We start from the raw sequence: 9335 nt of genomic DNA on the forward strand, positions 1-9335 counted from the left end.
CCGCCAGCCCGAATTGGCGTGATGGGCGAGGTTGGCTCGGTTGGCTCGGTTGGCTTGGTTCGGTCCTTTGGCATCCGCCTGCGGCCATCATGCTGAATGCCGCCAGGGGGATTGTTGCGAGCAGGCTGCGACGCGACACCCTCGCCGCCTGTCCGCTGGGCAACGACACCTCCTGGCCGTGATGTGTCCGGCAAAGACACCCTACGGGACGGCCGAGGTGTCGCCTCGCCGACGTCAGCGGCCGCTCAGGTCGATTGCCTTCTCACGAATCTGCGCTTGGACAGCCGGCAGCAACGCCTTGACCGCGGTTGCTGTCAGGTGGGAGTCGTCGCGGTAGAGCAACGTGCCGTTGCGCACCGCGCGGCACTTGTTGTCCTCGCACAGGTATGCGTTGAGGTCGAGCACCGGGATGTCGAGGTTCTGGCCCCGAACCTGGTCGGTGACAATGGGTTCGGTCCGGGGGGTGTTGTTCAGGTCGAAGTCGCACGCGGACCAGTCGTCGGTGGCGCCGGAGATGCATTCGGGCATGTTCTTGTTCGGGTACGGCGTATCCCGCAAGTAGATGATCTTCGCGCCGGTCGTCCGCAGTCGGCTCAGCGTTTGATCCCAGGCGGTCTTGAACTCCTGGTAGTCGGGCACGTACGTGGACAGCGAGCTGATCACGATGTACTTGGGTTTCAGCGCGATGATCGCGTTGACGCTGTCCTCGCGCCAGCCGAGGCAGTCCGATTTGGTGAATGGGTCTGTGCGGCCGTCCCTGGGTTGTAGGGCGGCGACCGGGCATGCCGCCTTGGTGAATTGGTTGAGCCGCCAGTTGTTTTCCTTCGCGATGGCCGCAACCACCGGCAGCCACTGCTGTGCGTGGCTGTCGCCGAACAGCACCGCTGGCACGCCGTCTGATGGGCCATCCACGCAGGTGTCCGGTTGTGCGCGCTCGCCAAGCGGAACCAGGCACTCGTCGCGGTCGGGCCGGTCATCGAAGGCCTTGAACGGGTTGGGTGTGACCGGACCCGACGTCGCGCCGGTGTCGGCGCCGAAAACGGATTCGAAGCTCACCGACGGATTGGACGAAGCCGCCCCGCTGGCCATGTTGACCGCCAGGACTCCGAGGGTCATCGTCACCGCGGCGGCCGCAATGGTGCCCGTGAAACCGACCGACAGCGAGGCCTGCAGGTTGCGCTTCAATTCCTTCGAGGACATGATCGGGCGTTCCAGCAGCGAGGTGGAGATCCACGCCAGCACCAATGCCCCCATGGTCACGCCCACCAGCGTCGGCCAACTGTTGTTCTGGGTGTAGCTCTTGAACAGCACCAGAGCGGGCCAGTGCCACAAATACCAGCCGTAGGAGACCTTTCCGAGCCACCGCAACGGGCGCGCCGAGAGAAACCATCCGACCGCGGGCCTGCTGCTTGCGGCCACCTGCCCGGCCACAATGATCGCGGCGGCACCGAGCGTCGGTACCAACGCGGCCACGCCCGGATACGGCGTGGTGTGGTCGTAGGCCGCCGTCGTCACCAGCACCGCCGACAGTCCAGCCCAACCGAGCACCCACATCGCTATCTGCACGCGCAACTTCATCATCAGGCCCGTCAGCAGCGGCCCCACCACCGCGACGAGTGCGCCGACGCCGAATTGCCATGCGCGCGTGTGGGTCGCCATATAAGACAGGGTGGGGTCGCTGGCCGTAAAGTGCAGCGACGCGAATAAGGAAGCGGCGGTGACCACGGCGATTCCCCAGCCGACGACCATGCGCATGGACCACCGCATACGCCTGGCCAGCACCGCCAACGCGACCAGAAGAAGGGGCCAGACGAAGTAGAACTGTTCCTCGATGGAAAGCGACCAGAAGTGCGTGGCAACGCTGTCGTCTGACGCCCCGGCGAGGTAGTCCTTGCCCGCGGCGATGAAGCGCCAGTTGGCGATGTTCATCGCCGCGGCCAGCAGGTCGAGTGCCTGGCGGAAGACCGAGAGCATCGGCATCAGGAACCAAACGGCGATCGACGTCGCCACGATCGCCACGGCCGCAGGGGGAATGATGCGGCGCGCGCGACGCGCGTAAAAGCCCCTGAACGAGACCCGCCCGTTGCGCTCGTACTCACGCAGCAGCAGGCCGGTGATCAGGAAGCCCGAGATCACGAAGAACACGTCGACGCCCACAAACCCGCCTGCCATGTGCGGCACACCCGCGTGAAACAGCACGACCAGCGCGACGGCGATGCCTCGCAGGCCTTCGACATCGTTGAAGAAATGATTTTCCGGTTTCTTCGTCTCGGCCTTGGCCCGGGTTTTGGACGGCGGTGTCGGGACGACGACAGTGGTTGGAGGCTGGTCTACGGGGCGGTGCGCTGGTACTGGGGTAGCGGCGGTCCGGGACATCCGCGCCAGCGCCATCCTCTCGGTCTGGGCCGTCGCGCTCGTCAGCTTCGGGCCATACCTCACGGTCGGTTCTTCCCGATACCTCACGGTCGGTTCTTCCCAGTACGTAGTCATGAGGAAATGGTCGCGTTTCGTAGTACGGGCCGTAATCGCCGGCAAGTCAGATTCCACTGCTCGAAGGGAAGAGTTTTCTATCTCGCTGGTAAGCGGTCCGCCCGCAGCGAGTGCTCGACCGCCATGGTGACGTCAAGCACCGTTGGTCGAGAGTTTCGACTGAACCTGTTCTGTCACAGCGGGTCCGGTTCGGCGGACGCCATGGTCGTAGACCTCAGGAGCTCCAGGGGATCATCAGGTCGAACCACCCAGACGCCACGGCTGCGGCCAGCACCAGCGCCAGTGTGTAGCAGACCGCCTCGTAGGCGGAGATCCGATGTGGATTGCGCCGCCTTGGTGCGGGCTCGGCTTTGTTGGACGGTGCAGCAGCGCCGTCTGTCCGGGACCCGAGGAACTTACCGAGGGATGGCCAGAGGATCTTGACGAACTCGAAAAGCAACGGCAGGGCCAGATACGTGTAGAGACCCACGAACATCGCCATCAGCCAGTACTGGCGCACCCCATAGGCGTGGATGTCGTAGATGACCACGCCCCAGAACGGCACGAGCGACAGCATGATCGCAACGGCGCCCAAGCGGCTGATGCTGCGGGCAAGGGGATTGGGGCGATCCATCGCGCCGGTGGGAACCCATCCCGCTGAGCGGCCCCGCAGTTTGTGCACGATCGCGATCAAATGGGCGTAGCTATAGGCCATCTGCAGGCGCAGGACCTCAAACCGCCAGCGGCTCTTGGACACCACCGGGATCACCACCAGATACACCCACAGTCCGGCGAGGAAGGGCACAAACTGTGCGGGCTGGACTTGGCTCGGGAAAAACGCGGCCATGATCAAGCCGGGAAGGTAGAGCGCGAGGACGTTGACCGCGGTGGTGATGTAATAGAACAAGCCCGACCAGAAGCAGAGCCGTTGCCGCAGGGTCATTTTCACCCGGGATCCGTCAAGCTTCGCGTTGTGCAGCTTGACCAGCGACCCGTTGCACCACCGGTACTGCTGGTTGAGGAAGCCCGCCATGTCCCCTGGGCACAAGCCGCGGGAGACCACGATGGGTACGTAGCGGGTCTGGAAGCCGGCCTGCATCAAATGCAGCCCGGTGTGAATGTCTTCGCTGTGCTCGATCTGCGCGAATCCGCCGGTGGCTTCGAGGGCCTTGCGTCGGTACAGCGCGCAGGTGCCGACGCAGATCGCAGCGTTGAATCGGTCCCTCGACGGCAGGATCCAGCGGTAGAACAACTCCTGGGTCGAGCCCGCCGTGCGCTGAATCCAGTTCAGGTTCTCGCCGCTGTCGAAGCACTGCGGGCTTTGCACGATGCCGACGGCCGGGTCATCCATGTACGGCACCAAGTGCCGCAGGAAATCGGGCCGCGGGCAGAAGTCAGCGTCCAGAATCACGATGTGATCTCCCGACGTGCGAGCGAACGCGTACTGAAGGTTGCCGGCTTTCTTCAGGTGCCCGCGATTCGGACGCACGACGTAGTCGAACCCGAATTGTGCGGCCAGGTCCCGGACCTCGCCGCGATCGCCGTCGTCGAGAACGTGAACCTCGACCCTGCCCGCCCACTCCATCGCCTTGACATGCGTGTAGGTGTTGCGCAGAACCGCCACGTCCTCTCCGTACGTGGGCAGAAAGACATCGATGCTCGGCACAGGGCCTGACGGAACCCAGCCCTCGACAAGCGCTCGGTGTGTCTTCGCTGACACCCGCCTGGTGTTGAAGCTGGTCAGCGACGACAGTATGGTGCCAATCACGTTGAGCCCAAGCACGATCAGCATGGGCCACAGAACGGTGATCGACGCGAGTGCGAAATGCAGCAGGCTCCACCCCGCGAGCACGTAGGCGGCCATCAACAGGACCTGCACCCATCGCATCTGCGCTCCGAAGTAGGAGTAGACCTCGCTGTCAGCCGGCGGGGCGACCAGACCTTCTGCATGCTCTTCGGCGGACTGTTCGGCGAGCTGATCGCTGCGGACTATCCGTTCCGTGAGCCGCTCGTTGTGCGCCATCCGCTCCGTGACAGGCTCGAGCAGCGCTATCCGTTCCGTGAGCGGCTCGAGCGCAACCCTGGTGCCGCCGGTCCACATCGCGCTGGTGCGACGGTGGTCGAGGCGCTGGTCGTGCCGACGCGGGTCGGGTCGATGAGAGTCATGGCGCGGGTCCGGACGGTGCACGTGGCGGCGCGGGTCGGACCGGTTCAGGTCGTCGCGCCCCGGTATGTGGCTATGGAACGTGCGGGGTTTCTGCGCGACCGGCATGGCGCCGACGGCGCCTGTGTCTCGGCTCAGGTCAGAGTGAAGGCGCGTCGTCTCTTCCCAGTACGTAGTCATGAGCAAATTTTCGTGATCGGGGAGTGCTTCTGTAATCGCCGGGAAGCCAGAGTCCGCTTCGGAAGGGGAAGGATTTTCTATCCGTCTGGTAAGCAATTGGGATTCGCTGAGCTGCGAAGCCAACGATTCGAATTGCCGTCGGGCAACGACGAACAGCGCTACGCACCGAAGCGCAGCGTGATATCCCCCCGGCACAGTCAAACCCGGGACCAGAGCACAACCAGCGGCCGCGTCAGCGCTCGATGTTGCTCTTGAATAAGTGCGGGAAGTCGAGCGCGTACGCGTTGAGCACGGTCGCTGTCGCCCTGCCCCGCAGCCCTGCGAGTTCGGCAGTCATTTTGCCAATACGGTGATCTTGGGTAGCAATCGTCTTGCGTGCGGTGCCGAGTTGGCGTTCGCGGTCGGCGAGTTTGAGTTCGGCGACATGGCGGCGCTGCTCCGACTCGCGCAAAAGATGGCGCAGTTCATCGATTTGTGCGCCCGCTGTGAGTGGCATCATGAGGTCATTCCTTCTTTCCAGTGTCGCTGGGTCGTCCTTTCGCCAGCAGGCTGCTCAGATTCCAGCCGGATGCCGTCGGCCCCATCCGCGGTTCGATGATGATCACGCCCCTCGCGGTGGGGGTCCAGGTAGGGCCCGGGGCGCCATGCGCTCCCGCGGGCGCTCCGATGCCGGCGCCTCCGGCACTGTTGCATCAGATCCACGTTCATTTCGGCTACTCCTTTTCCATCCAGCTCGGGTCAACGAGGTCGACCCGTACTGCCCGCCCAACATCGCCGTCTGCGGTGTAGGCAGTCCGCCGCTGTGCCTCGCCGTGCAGAGGCAGATATATGTGGCCGCAATCCAAAAGCCATGGGCCAGAGCCAGATACGCGCACTAAACGGAATCGGTTGCAATACCGACAGTGTGTCATTGCTCAATTCCTTTCATGCGTAATGTCGCTCCTACCGAGTCGTCGGCCCGTCAATTGGGTTGCGGTTCTTCCCAGTACGTAGCCATCAGGTAATAGTCGTGATCAAGTCGTGGTTCCGTAATTACTGGGAAGGTAGATTCCGGTCGTGAAAGGGAAGGGTTTCCTATCCGACTGGTGAGCAGAACGGTATTGCCTGCCCACCACGAAGACTCCGCCGCAGATCCAATCGGCACCGGGACGTGGGTAATTACCTTGTGAACTCGGCGACGTCGCAGCTCTGGTGGTGGCATGCGGTATCGTCCCGCTGACGTCGGCGGGATTCAGTGATCCAGGAACCGTCGTCAGTACGACTGGCCGTTCGCGTATCGCTGTCGACGGAAATGGCGCCCCTTCCCACGGTTCCGACTCTTGTACGTAGCAAGCTGCGAGTCACAGTTGGGACAAACCAGCCGCAGGTTCTCCCGCCGGTTGTTCGTCGGGTCCCCGTCGATGTGGTCCAAGACAAGCGCGAGGGGCAGGTCCAACCAGACGCTGGTTCCGCCGCAGATCGCGCAGCAGCCGGATTGAGCGTCGAGGAGGTATTGCCGAACGTAGTGGCCGCGGTAAGTGGCGATACACGCTGAGCCGGATTCGAGCCACCGATCCGTACTCGACTTGCGTCGAGCCGATGCCTGACAGGCATTGCTGCAGTATAGCTTCTGGCTGCGTTTGGAAAGTACGGTTCCGCAGCCGCGGCACTGTCTCATGAGCCGACGCTACGATCGGCCACCGACAAGTGCCCGCCGACGGAGTGGAGCCTCCTATCGGGATTGAACCGATGACATTCCGCTTACAAGGCGAACGCTCTACCACTGAGCTAAGGAGGCCTGCGGGCTCTGAGTTTATCGGGTCAGATGATCGGGTCGTCCTGCGGTCGCAGTAGTCGGAGCCAGCGGTAGCCGTAGGGCTCGAGGTCCAGCTCGATCCCGCCGTTTGCGTCCAGCTCGTGCTCTGAGAGGCCGTCGAGCAGATCGACAAGCTTGGACCCAGGCGGTGCGTCCGCCAGCTCGATCGGCACTATGCAACCGTCGGAACCGAAATTGTGCAGTGCGACCATGGCCCAGCCGGACTCCTCCCGGCACACGTGCGCCAGCACCGCGCGGTTGGACTGCTTCAGCACCTCGGCGGTCGACCATCCGATCTCGGGCTGCGACCGGTAGGTGTAGATGAGGTCGCGCATGAACCACCAGAAGGAGTCGTGGTCGCGTCGCTGGTCGGCCGCGTTGACCCGCTGCGGTCCGTACAGGCCGTCGGGCACGGGACGGCAGAGCTGTCGCTTCGACGCCTTCGAGAAACCCCCGTTGGGGCCGGCTGTCCACTGCATCGGCGAGCGCACCGCCAACCTGCCCGGGATGTCGAGATTTTCGGCCATCCCGATCTCTTCGCCGTAGAAGAGGACCGGGGATCCCGGCAGCGAGAATGCCAGCGAGTAGGCCATCTTCATCCGGTGTTCGTCGCCACCGACCATGGACGGCAGTCGTCGGCGCAGCCCACGACCGTAGAGCTGCATGTCCTTGTCGGGACCGAACGCGTCGAAAACCTCTTGGCGCTCATCGTCGGTGAGCTTGTCCAGAGTCAGTTCGTCGTGGTTGCGCACGAAGTTGGCCCACTGGCTCGTCATGTCGAGGCGCGGTCGCTGCTTGAGGGCTTTGGCGATCGGGCGGGCGTCGCCGCGGGCCAACGACAGGTAGATGTTCTGCATCCCGATGAAGTCGAATTGCATGTTGAGCCCGTCGCCGTCAGGGCCGCCGAAGAACGCCAGCTGGTCCTTGTAGGGCACATTCACCTCGCCGAGCAGCACGGCGTCGCCGACGCGGCGGGTGACGAAATTGCGGACGTCGCCGAGGTACTGCTTCGGGTCGAACATGTCCGGGCTTCCCGGCACCGCATCCTTGGCGAAAAGGAAAGGGACGGCGTCGACCCTGAAACCGGACACCCCGAGCTCCAGCCAGAACCCGAGTGTGCGTGAAATCTCTTCCTGCACTTTGGGATTCTCGATGTTGAGATCGGGTTGATGTTTGTAGAAGTGGTGCAGGTACCACTCGTTCGTCTTGGCGTCACGCTCCCAGATGCTGTTCTCCTGGTCGGGGAAGACGACGTCCTTCGCGCTCGACTTCGGCTTGGTCGCGCTCCACACGTAATAGTCCCGGTACGGGTCCTCCTTGCTGCGCCGCGCGGACTTGAACCACGGGTGCCGGTCCGACGTGTGGTTCATGACGAAGTCGATGATCACCCGTATGCCACTTGCCCGAGCCGTGCGGACAAGTTCGACGAAGTCGCCAAGGGTTCCGAGGCTCGGGTCGACGCCGAGGAAATCGGTGATGTCGTAGCCGTCGTCCTTGCGGGCGGTCGGATAGAACGGCATCAGCCACAGGCAGGTCACGCCGAGGTCGTAGAGGTATTCGATGCGTTCTGTCATTCCGCGGATGTCGCCCGTGCCATCGCCGTTCCAGTCGTAAAACGTCTCGATGTCCGCGCAATAGAAGACCGCGTTCTTCCACCACAGGTCGCCGGTGTCGGCCGGCCTCATGCCATCGTCGCTTGTCGCTGCGGGGCCGCCGGCGACAGCTGGGGGAGCACGTGCTCGCCGAAGGCGTCGATGAAGGCCGCCTGCTCCTGACCGACGAAGTGCAGATACAGCTCGTCCCAGCCCTGGTCGACGTACTCGTGTAGCGAGGCGGCGTGTCGGCCCAGGTCGCTCGACACGTTCACCGATTTCCTGACTTGTTCAGGTGAGACGTCCTCGCTGATGACGTCGAACGTCTCCACCGTCTCGACGTCCCAGCACGCGGGTGGGGCGAAGACGTTGCTTCGCCACTGGTCGTGGGCGATCGCCAGCGCTTCGTCATCGGTGGGCGCCCAGCTGAGGTGGATCTGCAGTCGGGCCGGCCCGCGACCACCGGCCCCTCGATACGAATCAAGGACCTCCTGCAGCGTCTCCTTGGACTGGTTCACGGTGACAAGCGCGTCCGCCCATGCGGCGTGACGCGCCGCCGTCTGCGGGGTGACGGCCGGGCCGACGAGGTCTGGGACGGTGTCGGGCAGCGTCCACAACCGAGCCCGGTTGACGTGCACGAGGCCCTCGTGACTGACCTCCTCACCGGCAAGCAGCCGCCGGATGACGTCAACGCATTCGACTAGGCGTTGATCGCGAATCTCCTTGCGCGGCCAGACGTCTCCGGTCACCCGCTCGTTGGACGCCTCGCCTGATCCGAGCGCCGCCCAGAACCGGCCAGGGAACATCTGCGCCAGCGTCGCGATGGCCTGAGCGATGATCGCCGGGTGATAGCGCTGCCCCGGCGCATTGACAACGCCGAACGGAATGCTTGTCGTCGCGAGAGCGGCGCCGAGGAAGGACCAGGCGAAGCCCGATTCGCCCTGGCGTTCGCTCCATGGGCTGAAATGATCCGAGGACATCCCGGCCGTGAAGCCGGCGTCCTCCGCGTGTTGAACGTCCTTCAACAGCTGGGCCGGGCTGATCTGCTCGTGCGAACAATGGAAGCCGATGACCGTCATGCTCGACGGCATACCCGTTCTTGGACCGGCTTACGTCACCGTCAAGCAAGCTGCCG

General features: G+C 63.8%; 6 protein-coding genes and 1 tRNA gene. All 7 read right to left on the reverse strand.

Features of this window, described 5'->3' with window-relative positions; all coding sequences use genetic code 11:
- Window positions 1-234: 234 nt before the first annotated feature.
- The 7 genes from D6M19_RS14865 to D6M19_RS14895 all read right to left on the reverse strand — a co-directional run bounded on the left by D6M19_RS14865 (window position 235) and on the right by D6M19_RS14895 (window position 9279).
- On the reverse strand, window positions 235-2490 hold the full coding sequence (locus tag D6M19_RS14865; RefSeq protein ID WP_234834867.1) for an acyltransferase family protein: 2256 nt from the start codon (window positions 2488-2490) through the stop codon (window positions 235-237).
- Window positions 2491-2704: 214 nt separating this feature from the next.
- Complete coding sequence (locus D6M19_RS14870; protein WP_234834868.1) at window positions 2705-4813, reverse strand: glycosyltransferase family 2 protein; 2109 nt, start codon at window positions 4811-4813, stop codon at window positions 2705-2707.
- A gap of 232 nt (window positions 4814-5045) precedes the next feature.
- Window positions 5046-5312: a hypothetical protein gene (locus D6M19_RS14875; RefSeq protein WP_123025994.1), complete on the reverse strand. Its 267-nt coding sequence runs from the start codon at window positions 5310-5312 to the stop codon at window positions 5046-5048.
- A 753-nt stretch (window positions 5313-6065) separates the two neighbouring features.
- Window positions 6066-6470 (reverse strand): HNH endonuclease, encoded by a 405-nt coding sequence (locus D6M19_RS14880; RefSeq protein WP_123025995.1) that lies wholly within the window; start codon window positions 6468-6470, stop codon window positions 6066-6068.
- Window positions 6471-6515: 45 nt separating this feature from the next.
- Window positions 6516-6590 (reverse strand) — tRNA-Thr (locus D6M19_RS14885).
- A gap of 23 nt (window positions 6591-6613) precedes the next feature.
- Entirely contained in the window at window positions 6614-8293 is a 1680-nt protein-coding gene (locus tag D6M19_RS14890) for an alpha-amylase family protein (RefSeq protein ID WP_123025996.1), read from the reverse strand.
- Entirely contained in the window at window positions 8290-9279 is a 990-nt protein-coding gene (locus tag D6M19_RS14895; protein ID WP_123026096.1) for a TIGR03885 family FMN-dependent LLM class oxidoreductase, read from the reverse strand. The genes D6M19_RS14890 and D6M19_RS14895 overlap by 4 nt, the downstream gene beginning before the upstream one ends.
- Window positions 9280-9335 lie beyond the last annotated feature (56 nt).

Source organism: Mycolicibacterium stellerae, assembly GCF_003719305.1.
GTDB lineage: Bacteria > Actinomycetota > Actinomycetes > Mycobacteriales > Mycobacteriaceae > Mycobacterium > Mycobacterium stellerae.